A 19,890-nucleotide genomic window follows, 5' to 3' on the forward strand; every position below is an offset into this window, starting at 1 on the left:
GGGGAACGAGTTTGCGTTCAGCCGCGTTGCCTGTTCAGACATTGAATTAAACGGAGCTGAACAATGGCAACCCCGGAAAACAATCACACCGACCATACGAACACGACCACAACCACAACCACGACAGACCGCGGCGGCAATGGCCTCGCGTTTATCGTTGGTGCGGTTGTCGTTGTTGTGGCTCTGCTGGCCTATTTCCTCTTTGCCGGTGGCGACTTGGATGGCGCAGATGACGTCAACGTCAACATCGAAGGTGCCGCAGAAAGCACAGGCGAAGCGGTTGAAGGCGCTGCCGAAGGCACTGCAGATGCGGTCGAAGAGACAGCAACCCCGACTGAGTAAATCCACTCCGGCAATGCCCCGTGTGGCGCTGCCTCGACACGGCGAACGCCGCTCCGCGCTATTGCGCAGGGGCGGCGTTTTGCTGTCTGCCCCGTGCTTAGGAGCCTGCCCATGCTGATCCTTACCTGTCCTTGTTGCCATGTCACAGCCGAAGAAACAGAGTTTCACGGCGGCGGTGAGGCACATTTAAAGCGTGTGGGGCCGGACGGAGCTGAAGGTGAGTTTGAAAGCTACCTGTTCATGCGCCAAAATCCGAAGGGTGTGCATCTAGAGCGTTGGCGTCATGTCTATGGCTGTGGCAAGTGGTTCCACATGGCGCGTGATACCGCCACGCTTGAGGTCTTTGGCAGCTATGCGGCCCAGACCCTCGCGCCACCGGATCATATCGTTGACGCGATCCGCAAACGCCATCCCGATTGGCAATGGCCCGCAGCCAGCTAACCCCGCCTCGGCCCCAACCCAACCGGGAGGCATCCGCCCTCCACCAGCCCGCAAGGTTTCCCAAGATGAGCACAAGACTGGCCACAGGCGGCCGCCTGCTGAACAAAAGCAAACCGCTGAATTTCACCTTCAACGGCAAGCAAATGCGCGGCTATGAGGGCGACACGCTGGCCTCGGCCTTGCTGGCCAATGATCAGGTGCTGGTCGGGCGTTCGTTCAAATACCACCGTCCGCGCGGCATCGTGACCTCCGGCCCCGAAGAGCCCAACGGTCTGGTCGGCCTTGGCCAAGAGGGGCGGTTTGAGCCCAACGCCCGCGTCACCACGACCGAGCTTTACGAGGGGTTGGAGGCGGAAAGCCAGAACCATTGGCCGAGCCTTGAGTTCGATGTCGGGGCGCTTAACAAACACCTCAGCCGCTTTCTGCCTGCGGGCTTTTATTACAAGATGTTCATGCATCCGCGCCCGCTGTGGAAACACCTCTATGAGCCGATTATCCGCCATTCCGCCGGTCTGGGCAAAGCGCCCAAGGCGGCGGATGCCGACACCTATGAACACTTCCACGCCTTCTGCGATGTGCTGGTCATCGGCGGTGGTGTCGCGGGGCTTCAGGCTGCTTTGGCGGCGGGTTTGAGCGGTGCGCGGGTCATCGTGATGGAGCAATCGGCCCATTGGGGCGGGCGTGCGCCGGTCGACGGCGGCACAGTGGACGGCGCCCCGGTTGAGACGTGGATCACCGCGACTCTCGACCGGCTCCGCGGCATGGAGAATGTCGATCTGCGCGACCGCACCATGGGTGCGGGTGTCTATGACCATGGCTATGTGCTGGGCTATGAAAGGTTGCGCGATCATGCGCCCGAGGTTGCCGGACCACGCCACCGCCTCTGGCGCGTCCGCGCGGGCCACGTGATTACCGCGACCGGAGCAATTGAGCGCCCGCTCAGCTTTGCTGGCAATGATGTGCCCGGAGTGATGCTGGCCTCAGCCATGCGCGACTATGTGGGGAATTTCGGCGTCTCGCCCGGTGACCGCACGGTTCTAGTGACGAATAACGACAACGCCTATCTTACCGCCATCGCGCTGAAACAGGCGGGGCTGGAGGTGCCTGCGGTGCTTGACGCACGCGTGCTGCCGCAAGACAGCGAGCTGGTGGCGCAGGCCAAGGCGCTCGGCATTCGGGTGGTCATGGGGCAGGGGATCTCTTCGGTTCTGGGCGGTAAGCGGGTGACGGGGGTCGCCGTTTGCTCGCAGGCCGGTGAGGGATCGGTGTTGGAAGAGATCGCCTGCGACGCCGTCGCCATGTCGGGCGGCTGGTCGCCCGTGGTGCATCTGTGGTCCCACTGCGGCGGCAAACTGACGTGGGATACTACCCATGCCTGTTTCCGCCCAAATCAGGATCATCCACCAACTGGCGCTGACGGCCATGGTTTCGTCACGCCCGCCGGGGCTGCGGCTGGGGTGTTCCCCTTGGACGATGTGCTGCATGACGCCCATGTCGCCGCTGACGGGGTGGCCACGTCGCTTGGTTTCAAACTGCCGCGCGATTTTACATCGCCCGAAGCGCTGCGCCGCGAAGAGGCGCCGATGATGCCGGTCTGGCAGATGCCGCAGGGTGCCAGTGTGAAACTGCGCGAAAAGACCTTTCTGGACTATCAGAACGACGTGAAAGTCTCGGACGTGCGGCTGGCCGCGCAAGAGGGCTTCGTCTCGGTCGAACATGCGAAACGCTATACCACGCTTGGCATGGCGACGGATCAGGGAAAGCTCAGCAATATCAACGGGCTGGCCACGCTCGCGGGGGCGCTGGACGCCGAGATTCCCAGCGTCGGCACCACCACCTTCCGCCCGCCCTATCACCCGATTTCGATGGGCGCGATTGCGGGGGCTGCGCGGGGCGACACTTTCCAGCCGATCCGCCGCACGCCGCTGCATGATTGGCACGAAAGCAACGGTGCGATCTGGGAGCCGGTCGGCCAATGGCGGCGGCCCTATGCCTATGTGCAAAGCGGCGAAAGCACCCATGACGCGGTGATGCGCGAGGTGACGAACACGCGGCAAAACCTCGGCCTGCTGGATGCCTCGACCCTTGGCAAGCTGATCGTGCGCGGCCCGGATGCAGCGCGGTTCCTCGACATGCTTTACACGAACATGATGTCGACGCTGAAACCCGGCAAATGCCGCTATGGATTGATGTGCAACGAAAACGGCTTCCTGATCGACGACGGCGTGGTCGCGCGTTTGGATGAACAGACCTTCCTCTGCCACACCACTACAGGCGGGGCCGACAGCATCCACGCGCATATGGAGGAATGGCTCCAGACCGAATGGTGGGACTGGAAGGTTCATGTGGTGAACGCCACCGAGCATTACGCGCAGGTGGCCGTGGTCGGGCCGAATGCACGGAAGTGTTTAGAGAAACTCGGCGGCATGGACCTGAGCCGCGAGGCGCTTGGCTTCATGGAGTGGACCGAGGGCGAATTGGGCGGCTTTGAGGTGCGGGTCTTCCGTATTTCTTTCTCGGGCGAGCTTAGCTATGAGATCGCGGTGGAGGCCGGGCAGGGGCAAGCCTTTTGGGACGCGCTGCTGATCGCCGGGCATGACTTGGGCTTGATGCCCTATGGCACGGAATGTCTGCACATCCTGCGCGCCGAAAAAGGCTTCATCATGATCGGGGATGAGACCGATGGCACGGTGATCCCGCAAGACCTCGGCCTCAACTGGGCGATCTCGAAAAAGAAAGACGACTATCTTGGCAAACGCGCCCAGCAGCGCAGCCATATGCAGGATCCGTCCCGGTGGAAGCTGGTGGGACTGGAAACCACCGATGGCAGCACCCTGCCGGATGGCGCGTATGCGCTCGGCGAGGGCGAGAACGAGAACGGCCAGAAGGTGATGCAGGGGCGTGTGACCTCGACCTATCATTCGCCGACGCTTGATCGGGGTATTGCCATGGGGCTGGTGCTGCATGGGCCGGACCGGATGGGCGAATTGCTGAGCTTCCCCGGCACCGATGGCAAGACCTATGAGGCCAGAATCGTCGATCCCGTATTTTACGATCCCAAGGGGGAGAAGCAAAATGTCTGAAGCCGTTACCGCCCTGAAGAACGCGCGTTATGACGCGGGAATTGCAACGATTTCTGAGATTGGCCCTCTGGGGATGATCACCATTCGTGGCGATTTGGAAGCGGCCTTTCTGCGCAAGGTCATCAATAAAACCGTCGGGCTGGAGCGCCCTGAAAGCGGCATGTGCAACAGCGATGGCACGTCGGCGGTGGCATGGATGTCGCCGGATGAATTGCTGCTGATTTGCCCCCATGCACAGGTGGCTGAGGTGCTTTCGCGGCTGCATGCAGCCTTTGAGGATACCCATACGCTGGCCGTCGATGTATCGGGCGCACGGGCGGCATTTCGTATCGAGGGCACCCATGCCCGAGAGGTCTTGGCCAAGCTTGCGCCGGTTGATCTGGCCCCCGCGAAATTCACACCCGGCATGTTTCGGCGCACCCGCGTGGGTCAAATCCCGGCAGCCTTTTGGCTCCGCGAAGATGGGGCCTTTCAAGTGGTCTGCTTCCGCTCTGTCGCGCAATATATGTTCGATCAGCTTAAAGTCGCAGCGCAGCCGGGCAGCGCGGTGGGGCATTTTTCAGCGCCGTAAACCGGGAAGAAATCCGACTAAATCGCTCGGAACAGATATGATTTGCGGACGTTGATCTTGACGTTACCGCTTGATGCACATCAAGTGGCCGCAGCGAAATTCCAAAATGAGGAGGCCCCCGAAATGGCTTTTCAACTTCCCGATCTTCCCTATGCCCATGACGCGCTTGCATCCAAAGGCATGTCCAAGGAAACGCTGGAATACCACCACGATAAGCACCACAACGCCTATGTGACCAACGGCAACAAGGCGATTGAAGGCACCGAGTGGGAGGGCAAGACCCTCGAAGAGATCATCAAAGGCACCTATGACGCGAATGCTGTCGCCCAGAATGGCATCTTCAACAACATCAGCCAGCTGTGGAACCACAACCAGTTCTGGGAAATGATGACCCCGAACGACAGCAAAATGCCCGGTGAGCTGGAAAAAGCGATCACCGAGAGCTTTGGTTCGGTCGACAAGTTCAAGGACGAGTTTAAAGCCGCAGGCGCGGGCCAGTTCGGCTCAGGTTGGGCATGGCTGGTAAAAGACAAAGACGGCGGCCTGAAGGTCACCAAGACCGAAAACGGCGTGAACCCCGTTTGCTTCGGCCAGACCGCGCTGCTTGGTTGTGACGTGTGGGAGCACTCCTATTACATCGATTTCCGCAACGCGCGTCCCGACTACCTGTCGAACTTCCTCGACAATCTTGTGAACTGGGACAACGTCGCCTCGCGTCTGTAATCCGACGATGCGACCGTCATCAACGTCCGCGTTTGAAGCGGACGTTGCTCTCCCAGTCACCGACGCCCGCGGCACGCCGCAGGCTGGGTGAACTGGGACAACGTCGCCTCGCGTCTGTAATCCGACGATGCGACCGTCATCAACGTCCGCGTTTGAAGCGGACGTTGCTCTCCCAGTCACCGACGCCCGCGGCACGCCGCAGGCTGGGTGAACTGGGACAACGTCGCCTCGCGTCTGTAATCCGACGATGCGACCGTCATCAACGTCCGCGTTTGAAGCGGACGTTGCTCTCCCAGTTACCGACGCCCGCGGCACGCCGCAGGCTGGGTGAACTGGGACAACGTCGCCTCGCGTCTGTAATCCGACGATGCGACCGTCATCAACGTCCGCGTTTGAAGCGGACGTTGCTCTCCCAGTCACCGACGCCCGCGGCACGCCGCAGGCTGGGTGAACTGGGGCAACGTCGCCTCGCGTCTGTAATCCGACGATGCGACCGTCATCAACGTCCGCGTTTGAAGCGGACGTTGCTCTCTCAGTCACCGACGCCCACGGCACGCCGCAGGCTGGGTGAACTGGGCAACGTCGCCTCGCGTCTGTAATCTGACCATCGCAGCCTTTGAGCTGATTGCGATTAAGACCCAAACCCCGCAGTTCGCTGCGGGGTTTTTCGTTGGAACCTAAGACCCTTCGGAATGGTTTTTCCCCTGACACTTCACGTCATAAGGAGGACAACATGGCCGAGCGTAAGAGATCAAACGACGGTACGCAGGAGACGGAAAAATTCGTTTCTGATACCGAGACGCCATCCCAAGGCGGACGCGCCGGAGGGGACCTGCAAAAGGACGTAGGCACTCAAGACGCAGAGCGCCGGGCCGAGAAAGGCGATGACGGGATTACCCGTGTCACGGGCGAAGACAAACGCAATCACGGAGAGGCTTCATGACCAAACTCAGCCAAGACACATGGGTGCTGATCGCGGATGGCGAAAAGGCATTGTTCCTGCAAAACCATACTGATGGTGATGACCCTTATCTTCAGGTTGTGCGCAAGGAAGAGCAGGAAAATCCACCCGCGCGCGAACAAGCCGCCAACCGCCCCGGACGGATGAGCGATGGGCCAAGCGGCCATCGGTCTGCCTTTGATGATACGGACTGGCATGAGTTGGAAAAAGAGCGTTTTGCCAAGGATTTGTCCGATATTCTTTACAAACTCGCGCATAAAGGTCGCTATGACCGGATCGTTCTAGTGGCTCCGCCTGCGGTGCTTGGGGATCTGCGCGACAATCTGCACAAAGAGGTGCAAAGCAAGGTCGTGGGAGAGATTCCCAAGACCCTGACGAACCATCCCATTGATGAGATCGAAAAGATCGTCGCGGGTGAGTTGGCCGAGGCCTGACTTTTCCCTTGGCGCGGGTATTGATTGCCGCCACAAGGAAGGCACTCAACCGCGCCAAGGATATTCCATGACAGACACAACCAAAGGGTTCGCCGCCATGATCGCGGCCTGCTGCGTTTGGGGGTTGTCGTCAATTTTTTACAAGTTACTCGCGCATGTGCCCGCCGCCGAGGTCCTAGCCCATCGTACCCTGTGGTCATTGGCCTTTTTTGTGGTGGTTCTGACAGTGCAGGGGCGGTTACGGTCCATCTTTTCTGCCATGGCCGGGCCGCGTGCATTCGGCCTGCTGGCCATCGCTGCGATAATGATCGCGACGAATTGGTATATTTTTATCTGGTCTGTGCAGAGTGGGCAGGCGACAGAGGCCGCTTTAGGCTATTACATCTTTCCACTAGTGTCTGTGCTGCTGGGGCGATTGGTCTTTGCTGAGCAGCTAAACCGCGTGCAGCTTTCTGCGGTGGGGCTGGTGACCGTCGCAGTGGGGCTGCTGACCTTTGGGCTGGGAAGCGCGCCTTGGCTGGCGGTGATGATCGCGGCATCATTCGGGCTTTATGGCCTTGCGAAAAAACGGCTGGCCGTGGGGCCGGTGATATCTGTCACCGCCGAAGTGCTTTTGCTGTCACCGCTTGCAATCTTGGTCCTGTGGCAAACGGGTGACAATGGTGCCGGGGCTTTTGGCGCGTCATTTCGCGATACCGCGCTGCTGATGTTGGCCGGCCCGATCACGGCAACACCGCTGATCCTGTTCAGCTATGCTGCCCGACGGCTGTCGATGGCGACCGCAGGATTGTTAAGCTACATCAATCCGACCCTACAGTTTTTCTGCGCCGTGGTCTTGTTCCGCGAGCCATTTACCGGGTGGCATGTGCAAGCCTTCGTGCTGATCTGGTGCGCGCTAGCGCTTTATTCCGTGACCACGTTCCGTCAAGACAAAGCGCGGCGCAGGGCGCTGAGGGCGGCATCCGCATCCGCAACTACAGTCACGTAATCCAGCAGGGTTCTATCCGCGAAACCATGGTCAACGACATGGTTCATCAATGACATGAAGGGATCCCAGTAACCGTTTGTATTCACAAGGAAGATAGGTTTTTCATGGAGGCCTAATTGTCGCCATGTCAGGACCTCGAAAAGCTCATCCAGTGATCCTGCGCCGCCCGGCAAAACCGCCACGGCATCGCTGTTCATGAACATCACCTTCTTACGTTCATGCATCGTTTCAGTCACGATGTAGCGGGTCAGATCGGTCTTACCGACTTCCCATGCCACTAGATGTGCGGGGATCACGCCAAAGGTATCGCCACCTGCCTGCTGCGCCGCCCGTGCGACACTGCCCATCAGGCCGACATCACCCGCACCATAGACCAGCCGCAGCCCGGCTTCAGCCAAACCACGGCCCAGTGTTTCGGCATCCCGGGTAAAGGCCTCGTCGTCGCCGGGGCGAGAGCCGCAATAGACACAGACAGAATGTTGCATGTTAAAGTGTCCTGATGATTAGGAAAAATCTGCGCGGATCGTCTGCGCTTTTGACCCCTGTTAGCCTGCTTGCTAAAAAGGCTCAACCACAGGGGAAGTAGAAGATGTTCAAGGGACTTGGCCGGTTTGGCGGCATGGGGGCGATGGCGGCGGGCGCCTTTGCGGCGGCGGTGCTCGCACTTGGGGCGTGGATCGGCAGCAAACGCGCCGGGCCGGAAGACGCGCCGCAAACCGCTGTTGCCGTGGTGCCCGAACGCGATGCCACGCCAGAAAATGCCACGCTTGCCCCGAATGCCGTTCAGGGCGTTTCTCTTGGCCCTAAGGGGGAGGCCGCGACAGAACCCCAGCCAGATGCGCCCGTGAAAACCGCTGAACAACCCGCAGCGCCTGCCTTTGACGAAGTGCGCCGCGAAAGCGATGGCATGACCGTGATCGCAGGCCGCGCGACGCCGGGCAGCACCGTGTCTGTGCTGAAAGATGGCAAAGAAGTCGCCAGCGCGACCGCTGATGGAGCCGGGAAATTTGCAACCCTTGCGATCATCCCGCCCAGTGAGGCGGGTCATGTGCTGACCCTTTTGGAGCAGGATGGTGAGACCAAGATTGCATCGGAAGAAGAGATCATCCTTACCCCCTCCGCCCCAAAGAATGCACCAATTGAGATGGCAGAGGCGAACCCCGCGCCTGAGGAAAACCCGGTTGATCTGATACAGAACGATGCAGAGCAGGTGGCCGGAGAGATAGACCGCCAGAGTGTAACTGCTGAGGTTGCCACGGAGGATACGGCTGAGGCAGAGGTTAAATCTGAAACCTCAGACGCTATGCCGCGCGCTGGAACTGACGTGGTTGCGTCCGAAACGACGGCCCCGAAAAACAGTGACGCAGAGACGATGGCTGCGACGGATGGCAATGCAGTACCTGTGGGTTCAATATCTGACCAAGCGACTCCTTTAGCGGGCACTGCGACCGCTGGACCTGAAGACACCGATGCGCAAACCCAGACACCTGCAACCACTGCCACGCCGCTGGCCGGGACAGGCACCGCTGGGCCTGAAGCAGAGCTTCCGAAAACGCAAGGCAGTGCGACTGGGGTGTCAGGCCAAACAGATCGCGCCACTGCAACGGCTCAAGCGACACCGCTGGCAGGGACCGGAACCGCTGAGGCTGGCGAGACTGCGCCATTGAAGCAAGACCGCGCCGAGGGTGAGGCAGGCGAAGCCCGCGGCACGCCCGCTCAGGCCCAGGCAACACCGCTTGCAGGTACCAGCGCTGCCGAGGGCGAGAGCACCGCGCCTTCGGAACCAGACAGCGCTGCTGAAATGGTGGATCAGCCTGCTGTCGCCTCGGCTGAGGTTACACCATCGGCTGAGACAGGAACCGCAGAAGAAAACGATGCGGCAGAGGCGGCGCCGAATGCGACGCCCGAACCCTCCAGCGTCGCGGAAAACACCATCCCTCAACCCGCAGAGCCGACCCCTACACCAGAGCGGGATACCGGGACCGCCCCGGCTCAGCCATCTGCGCCAGCCCCGGTGCTGAAATCCACGGCCGAGGGGGTGGAGCGGCTCGACACCGCGCCGCCGCAGGTGATGACCAATGTTGCGCTTGATACCATCGGCTATTCCGATCAGGGTGACGTGCAGCTTGCAGGCCGTGCGCAGCCGGACACCAGCGAAGTGCGGGTCTATCTGAACAATAACGCGGTGATCAACCTGCCGGTCGATCAAGAGGGCCGCTGGCGGGGCGATCTGCCGAACGTCGATGAGGGCGTCTATACCCTGCGCGTGGATGAGCTTTCCCGCGCGGGCGATGTGACGAGCCGGGTGGAGACACCCTTCAAGCGCGAATCCCCTGAGGTGCTGGCCGCTGCCACCGAGGGGCTGAGCGGCCCGCTGAGCGCTGTGACGGTCCAGAAAGGCGACACGCTCTGGGCAATCTCACGTGACCGCTACGGCGACCCATTGCTCTACGTGAAAGTGTTCGAGGCCAATAGCGCCAATATCCGCGACCCCGATCTGATCTACCCCGGACAGGTCTTTGACCTGCCAGAAGAACCCGCAACGGAGTGATCTGACGCCCGACCTCAGGGGCCCAAACCGGGGTGGCATTCGCAGCGCGCAGAGCGGCTGTGCGCCGCCCCGCACTGGCAACCCTCGGCTTTGGAGCCTATGTAGCCTGTAATCACTTCAGGAATTCCCATGCCAGCCGATACAGACCAAACGCCCGCCGCGCGTCGGCGCGACCGCAAAACCCCAAAGCCTGAGCGCATCCCCACAGAGGCCGAAATGATCGACGCCGCCGAGCGTCAGTCGGGCTTTTTGGTGCTGCGCAAGGTGGCGCCCTACCTTTGGCCCAAGGACATGCCATGGGTGAAACGCCGGGTGGTACTGGCGATGTTGGCGCTTTTGGTGTCGAAACTAATTATTGTCGCCACGCCGTTCTTCTACCGCGACGCGGTGGATGCACTGGCGGGCGAGGGCGCGCCGATGCTGGCGCTTGGGGCGATTGGTCTGACCATCGCCTACGGCATGGCGCGGCTGATGGGCGTGGGCTTTCAGCAGGTGCGCGATGCGGTCTTTGCTCGCGTCGGGCAGCGCGCCCTGCGGATGTTGGCGCTTGAGACCTTTCAACACATCCACAAACTGTCGATGCGCTATCACATCACCCGCAAGACCGGGGGCTTGAGCCGGATCATCGAGCGTGGTGTCAAAGGCGTCGATTTTCTGCTGCGCTTTTTGCTGTTCTCCATCGGGCCGCTGATCCTTGAATTGATCCTTGTCGGCGTAATCCTCGCCGTATTGTTCGACATTTGGTATCTGGTGGTCGTGACCGTGACCATCGCGATCTATGTCTGGTTCACCTTTGCCGTCACCGAATGGCGCGTGCGCCTCCGGCGGCAGATGAACGACAGCGACACCGAGGCCAACCAACGCGCGATCGACAGCCTGCTGAACTATGAAACAGTGAAATACTTCGGCGCCGAGGGCCGCGAGGCCGCGCGTTATGACTTGGCGATGGCCGACTATGAGAACGCGGCGATCAAGACGAACTATTCGCTCGCTTTCCTGAACTTTGGCCAAGCGCTGATCATCACCGCCGGGCTGGTGGGGGTCATGGTGATGGCCGCGATGGGCGTGCAAAGTGGCGAGCTGAGCGTCGGCGACTTCGTCATGGTGAATTCCTACATGATCCAACTGACCGTGCCGCTGAACTTCCTTGGCACCGTTTACCGCGAGATCCGTCAGGCGCTGGTGGATATGGGCCAGATGTTCGGCCTGCTCGAACAACCGGCAGAGATTGACGACAAGCCCAATGCGCCAGACCTGAAGGTATCAGGCGGGCATGTGACGCTGGAGAATGTGCGCTTTGCCTATGATACCGACCGGGAAATCCTCAAAGGCGTCTCGCTTGAGGCGCGGCCGGGAGAGACGGTGGCGATTGTCGGCTCGACCGGCTCGGGCAAATCCACCATCGGGCGGCTGTTGTTCCGTTTCTACGATGTCGCAGGCGGCGCGCTGAAGATCGACGGGCAGGACGTGCGTGATGTGACCCAGCATTCGCTGCATATGGCGATCGGCGTGGTGCCGCAGGACACGGTGCTGTTCAACGACACCATTGGCTACAACATTGCTTATGGCCGCGACGGCGCGACGCAGGCCGAGGTCGAGGATGCGGCCCGCGCGGCACAGATCCACGATTTCATCATGTCGCTGCCGCAGGGCTATGAAACCACAGTCGGCGAACGCGGTCTGAAGCTTTCAGGCGGGGAGAAGCAGCGCGTGGGCATCGCTCGGACGTTGTTGAAAGACCCGCCAATCCTGTTGCTGGACGAGGCGACCAGCGCGCTCGACAGTGAGACGGAGCATGAGATCCAAGACGCGCTGCGCCGCGCGAGCCAAGGGCGCACGGTGCTAACCATCGCCCACCGCCTGTCGACCATCGCAGAGGCGGATCGCATCGTCGTGCTGGAAAAGGGTGAGATCGTCGAACAGGGCAGCCATGAAATGCTCTTGGCGCACGGCGGGCGTTATGCCCAACTCTGGCAGCGCCAGCAGGCAGAGGAAGAACAGAACTAACGCAAACCTCGCCCCTCTCTTCAGCAGGGGGGCGGAGCATTGCCGCCGATGGCGTTTTTGACGATGATCTGCTCTTGCGTTGTGCCAAGCGGCACACGATATCTACCGCCATGACTGATCTCTCCACCCCCTCTCAGACGTCGCTGCGCGCCCGCGCGGCACGATTGGCTGACCGCCCCTCGTTCCAGAATTTCATTTTGGCCGTGATTCTTTTTAACGCTGTCATTCTGGGGCTTGAGACCTCGGATGAGGTGATGGCGCAGGTAGGGCCGTTGATCCTGCTGCTCGATAAGATCTGTCTCGGCATCTTCGTCATTGAGATCGCGATCAAGCTCTACGGTCGGGGGATGGATTTCTTCAAACGCGGCTGGAGCATTTTTGACTTTGTGATCGTCGCCATTTCGCTGATCCCCGCCACCCAAGGGCTCAGCGTTCTGCGGGCGCTGCGCATCTTGCGTCTGCTGCGCGTCGTCTCCGTTGCCCCCTCGCTGCGCCGCGTGGTTGAGGGGTTGGTCAACGCGCTGCCCGGTATGGGCTCGGTTTTCTTGCTGATGGGGGTGATCTTTTACATCGCCTCTGTCATGGCCACCAAGCTCTTTGGCGCTGATTTCCCGCAGTGGTTCGGCACGCTGGGCCGGTCGGGCTATTCGCTGTTCCAAATCATGACGCTTGAGTCGTGGTCCATGGGCATCGTCCGCCCGGTGATGGAGGTTTATCCCTTTGCGTGGATGTTCTTCGTGCCCTTCATCATGGTCACGACCTTCGCGGTGGTGAACCTGCTGGTCGGTCTGATCGTGAATTCGATGCAAGACGCGCATCATGAGGAAAGCAACGAGCAGACCAACACCTACCGTGATGAGGTCATGTCGCGGCTAACCGATCTTGAAAACCTGATCAAAGCGCAGAACACCCCGCCCAAACGTTAAGGTCCGGGCGGGGGAAAGGCGTTATTCTTCGCCAATCGCCTTGGCGGTCAGGTTATCCAGCGCCTCGGTCATCTTGGTGATATATTCCGCGTCTTCGGGCAGGCCGTGGGCCGTAACCAGTGTTTCAGGGTCGGCATAGGTCACATGCACCGCTCCTTCGCCATCGGCATAGACCAGCACCCGCATCGGCAGATCAAGTCCGGCGGTCTGCGCATCCTGCATCGCGGGCGTGCCGAGCTTGGGGTTGCCAAAGATCAAAAGCTGCGTCGGGCGCAGTTCCATCTCGACCTTCTCGGCCCCTGCTGCGTGATCGACGCGGGCGAAAACCTCGGCCCCTGCCGCCTCAACAGCACTTTCCAGTCGGTCCATCGTCGTCACCACGTCATGAGGTGAGACTTTGGCTACCAAATCCTGCGCCATGGCAGGCATCGCTGCCATGATTGCACCTGCGGCCATTGCTATCGCTCTCATCATCGTCTCCTTTTTCGCTTTATCCTACCCCTGACCTAGCATGACCTAGCGCACTGCCAAGCAGGCATCGCGGAGCCGGACCCGTACGCTGGGTCTTGGCTTGGCTGCTCACGCGCGGTAAGAGGGGCAAAATCAGGCCGGGGGCAGGGCGCGATGAGCGATACCGACAGTTTTATTGACGAAGTGAACGAAGAGGTCCGCCGCGACCGGCTTTATGGGTTGATGCGCCGCTTTGGCTGGATTGCCGTGGTTGCTGTGATCGCCATCGTCGGCGGTGCTGCGTGGAACGAATACACCAAATCCCAAGAGCGGGCAGAGGCCGAAGCCTTGGGCGATGCGATGCTTGGCGCATTGGAAGCAGACGCCAGCAATGCCCGCGCCGAAGCGCTTGCCCCGATTGAGGCCGAAGGCCCCGGTGCCCGTGCTGTGCTGCATTTCATGCGTGCTGATGCCCTCGCCGAAGCGGGAGAGACTGATGCCGCCGTAGAACAGCTCGACGCGATCGCGGTTGATGGTGATCTTGCGCCGATCTACCGCCACTTGGCGCAGTTCAAGGCTGTCACGCTACAGGGCCAGTCGGTGCCCGTGGCAGAGCGCCGTCAGGCGTTGGAGGCGTTGGCCCAGCCCGGTGCGGCGCTGCGTCTGCTGGCGGAAGAGCAATTGGCCCTGATCGACATCCAAGAAGGCGAGACCGACAAGGCCGTCGCCCGCTACCAATCCATTCTTTCCGATGCGGAAACCACCCCAGACTTGCAACAACGCGCCCTTCAGGTGATTGTGGCCTTGGGTGAAGAACCGGGGCTGGATGGCGCCGCCGCAGAGGCTGAGCTAGAGATCCCCGAAGCAACGGGTAACTGACACATATCCACCCGCCGAAAACGGCGGGGGCTTGAAGGTTGAGGAAAGACAGAAAGTGAGCAGGTCCATGACAAAGCATCGCGAAACCAAGCCCGGACGTCCGGGTCTGCGTGGTCTGGGCGTGGCGGGGGCCATTGGCACCGCGCTGCTGCTAAGTGCCTGCGAAGACCAGCAGACCTATCTGCCGGGCAAGCGCGAAGATGTGCGTGCGGTCCTGCAAAATCCAGGTCTGCAAGATCCGGCCTTTGACGCCATTGATGGCCCCGTGCCCGAAAACACCAGCCGCGCCATTGCTTTGGGCGGCACCGTGAACAACGCCAACTGGACCCATAGCATCGGCACCGCCGCGACCCGCATCAGCCACCCGGCGCTGCGCAGCGCGTTGCAACCGGTCTGGAGCGCCAAGATCGGCGCGGGCGACAGCCGCAAACAGCGCATCACCGCCGATCCCGTAGTCGCAGGCGGGCGTGTCTTTACGCTTGATGCAGGGGCGCAGGTCACGGCGACCTCGACCTCGGGCCAAACGCTCTGGACCCGCGAGCTCACCCCCGCGTCCGACCGCGAAGGCCAAGCGACCGGTGGCGGGCTCGCCGTGGATGGCGAAACGCTCTATGTCTCCGTGGGCTTTGGTGTTTTGGCCGCGCTCGACGTAACAACGGGCGGTGTGCGTTGGACCCAAGACCTTGACGCCACCGGTTCGGGCACACCGACCGTGTCGGGCGATCTGGTCTATCTCACGGCGGGCGACGATACCGGCTGGGCGTTGGACAAGGCGACTGGCCGCATCCAATGGCAAACCGGTGCGGTCACCAGCCTTAGCAACGTGCTGGGTGCGCCTGCGCCTGCTGTCACCAGCGATCTGGCGGTCTTCGCTTTTGGGTCGGGTGAGGTGCAGGGGCTGTTCCGCCAAGGCGGGCTTGAGCGTTGGTCGACCTCTGTTCTGGGCAAACGCCCGGGCCGCGCGCTGAGCTTTGTAGGCGATGTGACAAGCGCGCCGGTGGTCTCGGGCGGGACCGTTTATGTGGGCAACCACTCGGGCCGTTTGGCGGCGCTGGACGTCAACAGCGGCGATCGTAAGTGGGTCGCACGCCATGGCGCCATAGGCCCGGTCTGGCCTGCGGGCGATTCTGTCTTTGCGGTGACCGACCTGAACGAACTTGTGCGGCTTGATGCCAGCACCGGCCGTCGCATCTGGGGTACGCCGCTGCCGAATTTCGTCAAGGATAAGCCGAAACGGCAATCCGAAGTCGTCGCGCATTACGGCCCGATTATCGCTGGGGGCCGGGTGATCGTAGCCTCCAATGATGGCGTTCTGCGCAGCTTTAACCCCACCAATGGCGGGTTGACCGGCACCACCGAAATCCCCGGCGGCGCGACCACTGCGCCCGTCGTGGCGGGCGGTACACTGTATGTCGTCTCGTCCAAGGGGCAATTGCACGCTTTCCGTTAGGCCGCAAATAGGCTAAGGCGCGTGTCTGAACTGGCCCAACCGGGGCCCGGAGCCTGAATTATGTCCTTTACCCTTGCCATCGTGGGCCGCCCGAACGTCGGCAAATCCACGCTGTTCAACCGACTTGTCGGCAAGCGTCTTGCGCTGGTCGACGACCAGCCGGGCGTGACCCGCGACCTGCGCGAAGGTGCCGCCAAACTTGCGGACCTGCGTTTCACCGTGGTCGACACCGCGGGTCTTGAAGAGGTCACCGACGACAGCCTTCAAGGCCGTATGCGTCGCCTGACAGAGCGCGCGGTTGATATGGCCGACATCTGCCTGTTCATGATCGACGCCCGTGTTGGGGTGACCCCATCCGATATGGTTTTTGCTGAGATTCTGCGCAAGAAATCCGCGCATGTGATCCTTGCCGGCAACAAAGCCGAGGGCAAAGCCGCCGATGCCGGAATGATCGAAGCCTATTCGCTGGGTCTGGGAGAGCCGATCCGAATGTCAGCCGAACATGGTGAGGGGTTGAACGACCTTTACACAATGCTGATGCCGCTGGCTGACGAATACGAAGACCGTGCGGTCAAGGACGCACCTGAAACGGATGTGGACCTGCCCGAGGATGACGACGATCTTGAGGCCGAAATCGTCCCGATGCCGACGCGAGCCAAACCTTTGCAGGTCGCCGTGGTGGGCCGCCCCAATGCGGGTAAATCGACGTTGATTAACCAGATTTTGGGCGAAGACCGTCTGCTGACAGGACCAGAGGCTGGGATCACCCGTGATGCGATTTCACTTATGACCGATTGGGCAGGGCCGGACGGTGATCCGGTGCCGATGCGCATTTTCGACACTGCCGGGATGCGCAAAAAGGCCAAGGTTCAAGAAAAACTTGAAAAGCTGAGTGTCAGCGATGGCCTGCGCGCGGTGAAGTTTGCCGAAGTTGTGGTGGTCCTGCTTGACGCCGAAATTCCCTTTGAGCAGCAAGACCTGCGCATTGCCGATTTGGCCGAGCGTGAGGGTCGTGCGGTCGTTGTTGCCGTGAACAAATGGGACATAGAAGAAAACCGCCAAGAAAAGCTGCGCGATCTCAAAGAGAGTTTTGAGCGTCTGCTGCCGCAGTTACGCGGAGCGCCACTGATTACCGTCAGTGCGAAAACGGGCAGGGGGCTTGACCGCCTTCAGGCCGCGATCATGCGTGCCTATGAGACATGGAACCGCCGTGTGACCACTGCGCAACTGAACCGCTGGCTCTCGGGCATGTTGGAGGCGCATCCGCCCCCCGCACCGCAGGGCAAACGGATCAAGCTGCGCTATATGACCCAAGCCAAAACGCGCCCGCCGGGTTTTGTGGTGATGTGCAGCCATCCCGACAAGGTGCCAGACAGTTATTCTCGCTATCTTGTCAATGGGTTGCGGGTGGACTTTGACATGCCCGGCACGCCGATACGCCTGTGGATGCGCGGCCAATCCGATGCGAATCCCTATAAAAACCGCAAGAAGGCGGCCCCATCAAAGCTGCGCAAGCACACGGCCGGGCGACGTAAAGACTAAGCGGCGGGGTCAACCCCGCCGAAAGGCACGCAGGGTGGGCAGCGCTACGGTAACGCTGCCCGCAAGCGCCAGATAAGCGACCACGGGTGTCTCACCCCAATTGGTCACCACAACCCCCATCAGCCCCCAAATCACGGCTATTCCATAGGTGGGCGTGCGGCCCAAAGCCGTTTGGATGATAAGCCCAAGCGCGGCTGCGAGCCCGACAAAGACCAGCGCCGCCGTCTGCCCATCTAGATACCCGTAGCCTGCCGCCAACAGCGCCAGCGATACGCAAGACGCAGCAGAAAGCCATCCTGCATAGAGCCCCACCGGTGCGGCGGCCCATAGCGGGTCTTCGACCGGAGAGAGAAAAAGCGCCAGCAGCGCCGTGACCAACATGATCCAGATCAGCACCGCCGCCCAGACCGGGCTCATAACAGCGACGGCAAGCCATGTGGTGCCAACCGCCAGTGACAGGCACAGCGGCACCCGCATGTCATGCCACTGCGCGTCGCGCGGTGCGCGCAGCAGACCGTAGCCCAAGCCGACGATCAACCACAGATAGATCAAACCCCAAACCGAGAACGCATAGCCTGCAGGCTGCGCAGGCGGATTGTCTTGCGGGATCGGGAATTGGTTCGGATCGAAACCGGCAAAGCTTGGGACAAAGAAAGGGGAAATTGCGAAGGCGATGCTGAGCAGCAGAGCAAGCGCTGCGATCAGGGTGCGGGATGATTTGGGCAAGCGGGGCCTCGCGGGATAAGATGTAGCGGTACATCTAATCTTAGAGCGCCCGCCCGCTACGGCAACCAGGGGCCAGCGCCTGACCGCGGGTCGGCGATCCTGACCATGATTTATGCCACTTTATGGTTCAGCCGTGGTGTGCGTGTTCTATGTCGCCCCCAGCCTCACCAAATCGCCTACCCGCCGCGCTAAACGTGCGCCAATATGTATTGGCACGCCTATGGCGTGACGGGCGGGCAGGCGATGGCCCGGCGCCTGCGGCGCGGATCGGGCCTTGCGATAGCCTTAGGCGAGCACACCCTCCGCCGTCAGTGTCGTCTTGCCGCCTAGATATGGCGCAAGCACCTCGGGCAGTATCACTGACCCGTCGGCCTGCTGGCCATTCTCAAGCACCGCAATCAGGCAGCGCCCAACAGCCAAGCCGGAACCGTTCAGCGTATGCACGAACTGCGGCTTGCCGCCGCCCCCAGGCTTGAACCGCGCATTCATCCGCCGCGCTTGAAAATCGCCAGTGGTCGAGACCGACGAAATCTCGCGGTAACAATTCTGCCCCGGCACCCAAGCCTCGATGTCATAGGTGCGGCGCGCGCCAAAGCCCATGTCACCTGTGCAGAGGATCACGGTACGATAGGGCACGCCGAGTTTCTCAAGGATACCTTCGGCACAGCCGACCATGCGCTGCTGCTCGGCGTCGCTTTCATCGGGATGGGTGATCGACACCATCTCGACCTTCTCAAACTGGTGCTGGCGCAACATGCCTGCCGTGTCACGACCAGCACTCCCGGCCTCAGAGCGGAAGCAAAGCGTATGGGCAGTCATGCGCATGGGTAGTGATCGTTCTTCGAGCGTTTCCCCGGCAATGCTATAAGTAAGCGTGACTTCCGAGGTTGGGATTAGCCAATAGTCTTCTTGCGTATCAGCTTTTTCGTAAGCCTCTGCGACAATGTCGGCAAGAGAGGCGTCAGAAAGCATATCCAAAATTTCGCGTTCAGAGTGACTATAGTCTTCCAAGGCCATTTTGCTCAGTCGAGCTCGGCTAGCCATTGAAGCGGCTACGAATGAATCGCCGCCAAACTTCGGCAGTTTATCTGTACCGTACATTGCTGCATTGTTGACAAGAACAGGGGTGTTGTATTCCGTCAGCCCGTTCTCGTCTACATGGGTATCGATCATGAATTGCGCCAATGCCCGGTGAATACGGGCCACGCCGCCTTTCAGCATGACAAAACGCGCCCCCGATGTTTTCGAGGCCGTCTCGAAATCCATGCCGGGTTTGACGCTTGCGATCTCGTAATGCTCAACCGGGGTGAAATCAAAACTGGGTTTATCGCCCCAGACCTTCACCTCAACGTTGTCTTCTTCGTTCGCGCCCTGCGGCACATCATCGGCGGGGCTGTTCGGGATGCGCGCCAGCATGTCCGTCAGCTTTGCATCCAACTCCTGCGCCTCGGTATTCATCGCGGCAACTTCGGCCTTTTTGTCGCTGACCAAGGCCCGCAGACGGTCAAACTCTGCCTCGTCGCCTTTGGCTTTTGCTGCGCCGACTTCCTTGCTGGCCTTGTTTTGCTCAGCTTTCGCCGTCTCAGCCGCAGCGATCTTGGCGCGGCGCGCGGCATCAAGGGACAACACAGCCTCAGACATCGCAGCTTCGCCCCGGCGGGCAAGAGCGGCATCAAAAGCCTCGGGATTGTCGCGGATGGCGCGGATATCGTGCATATGTCTGTCCTCGGGATCGGGTGAGTCGGTTTAGCTGCGTTATGCCTCAAAGCGTGGCAGGGCGGTAGGGGCCGCAACCATGCGGCGATATGCGCCAGCC

The 19,890-nt window shown here is 60.8% G+C and carries 18 protein-coding genes; 14 read left to right on the forward strand and 4 right to left on the reverse strand.

The genetic code is table 11. From position 1 onward, the window contains the following. Positions 1-63: 63 nt before the first annotated feature. The 8 genes from ACSQ16_RS08815 to rarD all read left to right on the forward strand — a co-directional run bounded on the left by ACSQ16_RS08815 (position 64) and on the right by rarD (position 7,543). Positions 64-342 (forward strand): hypothetical protein, encoded by a 279-nt coding sequence (locus ACSQ16_RS08815; RefSeq protein WP_243260909.1) that lies wholly within the window; start codon positions 64-66, stop codon positions 340-342. Positions 343-453: 111 nt separating this feature from the next. Beyond that, positions 454-783: a sarcosine oxidase subunit delta gene (locus ACSQ16_RS08820; protein ID WP_243260908.1), complete on the forward strand. Its 330-nt coding sequence runs from the start codon at positions 454-456 to the stop codon at positions 781-783. Between the two features lie 65 nt (positions 784-848). Then, on the forward strand, positions 849-3,866 hold the full coding sequence (locus ACSQ16_RS08825; protein ID WP_243260907.1) for a sarcosine oxidase subunit alpha family protein: 3,018 nt from the start codon (positions 849-851) through the stop codon (positions 3,864-3,866). After that, positions 3,859-4,437 carry a sarcosine oxidase subunit gamma gene (locus ACSQ16_RS08830; protein WP_243260906.1) on the forward strand — a complete coding sequence of 193 codons (579 nt, stop codon included), beginning with the start codon at positions 3,859-3,861 and terminating at the stop codon, positions 4,435-4,437. The genes ACSQ16_RS08825 and ACSQ16_RS08830 overlap by 8 nt, the downstream gene beginning before the upstream one ends. 123 nt (positions 4,438-4,560) lie before the next feature. Further along, the gene (locus tag ACSQ16_RS08835; RefSeq protein WP_243260905.1) at positions 4,561-5,160 is read left to right on the forward strand and encodes a superoxide dismutase; all 600 of its coding nucleotides are present in this window, start codon (positions 4,561-4,563) and stop codon (positions 5,158-5,160) included. A gap of 733 nt (positions 5,161-5,893) precedes the next feature. Beyond that, positions 5,894-6,103, forward strand: a complete 210-nt coding sequence (locus ACSQ16_RS08840) for a hypothetical protein (RefSeq protein WP_243260904.1) — start codon at positions 5,894-5,896, stop codon at positions 6,101-6,103. Continuing rightward, a complete protein-coding gene (locus tag ACSQ16_RS08845; RefSeq protein ID WP_093925823.1) occupies positions 6,100-6,555 on the forward strand; it encodes a host attachment family protein in 456 nt (151 codons plus the stop codon). Before ACSQ16_RS08840 ends, ACSQ16_RS08845 begins: the two co-directional genes overlap by 4 nt. A gap of 67 nt (positions 6,556-6,622) precedes the next feature. After that, positions 6,623-7,543, forward strand: a complete 921-nt coding sequence (gene rarD, locus ACSQ16_RS08850) for an EamA family transporter RarD (protein ID WP_243260903.1) — start codon at positions 6,623-6,625, stop codon at positions 7,541-7,543. Here the strand turns inward: rarD and ACSQ16_RS08855 are convergent. Then, the gene (locus ACSQ16_RS08855) at positions 7,480-8,028 is read right to left on the reverse strand and encodes a TIGR00730 family Rossman fold protein (RefSeq protein ID WP_243260902.1); all 549 of its coding nucleotides are present in this window, start codon (positions 8,026-8,028) and stop codon (positions 7,480-7,482) included. The genes rarD and ACSQ16_RS08855 overlap by 64 nt on opposite strands. Before the next feature lie 104 nt (positions 8,029-8,132). On the opposite strand from ACSQ16_RS08855, the gene ACSQ16_RS08860 reads away from it, so the two are divergent. The 3 genes from ACSQ16_RS08860 to ACSQ16_RS08870 all read left to right on the forward strand — a co-directional run bounded on the left by ACSQ16_RS08860 (position 8,133) and on the right by ACSQ16_RS08870 (position 13,027). After that, complete coding sequence (locus ACSQ16_RS08860; RefSeq protein ID WP_243260901.1) at positions 8,133-10,094, forward strand: LysM peptidoglycan-binding domain-containing protein; 1,962 nt, start codon at positions 8,133-8,135, stop codon at positions 10,092-10,094. A 129-nt stretch (positions 10,095-10,223) separates the two neighbouring features. Beyond that, entirely contained in the window at positions 10,224-12,101 is a 1,878-nt protein-coding gene (locus tag ACSQ16_RS08865) for an ABCB family ABC transporter ATP-binding protein/permease (RefSeq protein ID WP_276521336.1), read from the forward strand. 110 nt (positions 12,102-12,211) lie between these two features. Continuing rightward, positions 12,212-13,027 carry an ion transporter gene (locus ACSQ16_RS08870; RefSeq protein WP_243260900.1) on the forward strand — a complete coding sequence of 272 codons (816 nt, stop codon included), beginning with the start codon at positions 12,212-12,214 and terminating at the stop codon, positions 13,025-13,027. Positions 13,028-13,048: 21 nt separating this feature from the next. On the opposite strand, the gene ACSQ16_RS08875 is transcribed toward ACSQ16_RS08870, so the two are convergent. After that, positions 13,049-13,498: a DUF302 domain-containing protein gene (locus tag ACSQ16_RS08875; protein WP_208604003.1), complete on the reverse strand. Its 450-nt coding sequence runs from the start codon at positions 13,496-13,498 to the stop codon at positions 13,049-13,051. Between the two features lie 153 nt (positions 13,499-13,651). On the opposite strand from ACSQ16_RS08875, the gene ACSQ16_RS08880 reads away from it, so the two are divergent. The 3 genes from ACSQ16_RS08880 (at position 13,652) to der (ending at position 17,348) form a co-directional block, all read left to right on the forward strand. After that, positions 13,652-14,356 carry a hypothetical protein gene (locus ACSQ16_RS08880; protein ID WP_243260899.1) on the forward strand — a complete coding sequence of 235 codons (705 nt, stop codon included), beginning with the start codon at positions 13,652-13,654 and terminating at the stop codon, positions 14,354-14,356. Positions 14,357-14,423: 67 nt separating this feature from the next. Further along, positions 14,424-15,806 (forward strand): PQQ-like beta-propeller repeat protein, encoded by a 1,383-nt coding sequence (locus ACSQ16_RS08885; protein WP_243260898.1) that lies wholly within the window; start codon positions 14,424-14,426, stop codon positions 15,804-15,806. Positions 15,807-15,866: 60 nt separating this feature from the next. Then, positions 15,867-17,348, forward strand: coding sequence for a ribosome biogenesis GTPase Der (der, locus tag ACSQ16_RS08890; protein ID WP_243260897.1), 1,482 nt, complete (start codon positions 15,867-15,869; stop codon positions 17,346-17,348). A 9-nt stretch (positions 17,349-17,357) separates the two neighbouring features. Here the strand turns inward: der and ACSQ16_RS08895 are convergent, their stop codons facing one another. Next, complete coding sequence (locus ACSQ16_RS08895; RefSeq protein ID WP_243260896.1) at positions 17,358-18,074, reverse strand: hypothetical protein; 717 nt, start codon at positions 18,072-18,074, stop codon at positions 17,358-17,360. A gap of 285 nt (positions 18,075-18,359) precedes the next feature. Then, positions 18,360-19,790, reverse strand: coding sequence for a serine--tRNA ligase (gene serS / locus ACSQ16_RS08900; protein WP_093925831.1), 1,431 nt, complete (start codon positions 19,788-19,790; stop codon positions 18,360-18,362). Positions 19,791-19,890 lie beyond the last annotated feature (100 nt).

Source organism: Sulfitobacter sp. SH24 (assembly GCF_965641895.1).
GTDB classification, from domain to species: domain Bacteria; phylum Pseudomonadota; class Alphaproteobacteria; order Rhodobacterales; family Rhodobacteraceae; genus Sulfitobacter; species Sulfitobacter dubius.